The organism is Megasphaera massiliensis (genome assembly GCF_000455225.1).
In the GTDB taxonomy this organism is placed as follows: domain Bacteria; phylum Bacillota; class Negativicutes; order Veillonellales; family Megasphaeraceae; genus Megasphaera; species Megasphaera massiliensis.
This window is the reverse complement of the sequence record NZ_HF954548.1, coordinates 16,395-17,486: the sequence shown is the minus strand read 5'-3', so window position 1 is coordinate 17,486 and position 1,092 is coordinate 16,395. Positions and strand designations below refer to the sequence as shown.

Genomic DNA, 1,092 nt, shown 5'->3' with positions numbered 1-1,092 from the left:
AACCCTCCAAGTCTGGATATCGTGAGCCTTGGTAACGGAAAAGGCAATTTCACGAAGGAGCACACCATTCTGGTTCAAGCGCTAGCGGAGACCAACGGCTTTCGGTATGGGGATTTAACTAGCGTAGATGTAAATACGACTACGAAACGCATTTCGGTATCTGTGCAGGAAGCGGATCCTATTAAAGCTGGAAAGATACTAGTCCTAGACTATGACGGCAATCTGCTTAAGGAATACGGAGCCGGTGTTCAGCCCGATATGATTAAGTCTACGGCAGACGGCCGATATATTTTAACTGCTGATGAAGGTGAGCCGCGGACGGCGGCAGGAGATCCAAAAGGCAGCATTACCATTGTGGATACGACTGCGGATACGGTTAAGCAGGTCTATTTCGATGACGAATCGGTAATTGGGAACGATGTCTATATTCGCGGCGCCTCCGATCCGGTAACCGGACTGATTATGGGAAAAGGCTCGAAGGCGGATGCCCTGTATGATTTCGAACCAGAGTATATCGCGCTCTCCAGTGACTATAAGCAAGCTTACGTGACGCTCCAAGAGAATAATGCCGTAGCGGTCATCGATATTGCGGCCGGTAAAGTCAATGCCGTGAAAACGCTTGGCTTCAAAGACTATAACGATCCGCGTAACTCGCTTGATCTTGTGAGTGATGGAGCAATCAAGCTGGAAAATGTGCCGTTCAAAGGCATGTATATGCCGGATGGAATTGCTTCGCAGACCATTAATGGTTCAACGTATTTGTTTACCGCGAATGAGGGAGATGCCACTGAATGGCCAGTGGAAGGCGATACAAGCGGATGGGCAGGCCGTAAAAATGCGGTTAAGCTAGGCAGCCTGAAGGGACAGCTTGATCCCGGTTCGGCAGCGAGCATCTTTTTAAACGGAACGAACGGATATGATGATGTCGAGGTTGTGTCCGGCGTCGGCACAGACAGCATCTATATGTATGGCGGCCGTTCGTTCTCGATCTGGCATGCAGATACGATGGAGCAGGTCTATGACAGCGGCAATGATTTTGAGACAATTACATCGCAGGGAAGTACGGCTGAATATTTCAACTCAAGCCATAGC

Annotated in this window: 1 protein-coding gene; it reads left to right on the top strand. The window is 49.4% G+C overall.

All coding sequences use genetic code 11. The features are described from left to right. Window positions 1-1,092 (top strand): choice-of-anchor I domain-containing protein (locus TX77_RS13885; RefSeq protein WP_230198125.1); only part of this gene is annotated, 1,092 nt, incomplete at both ends.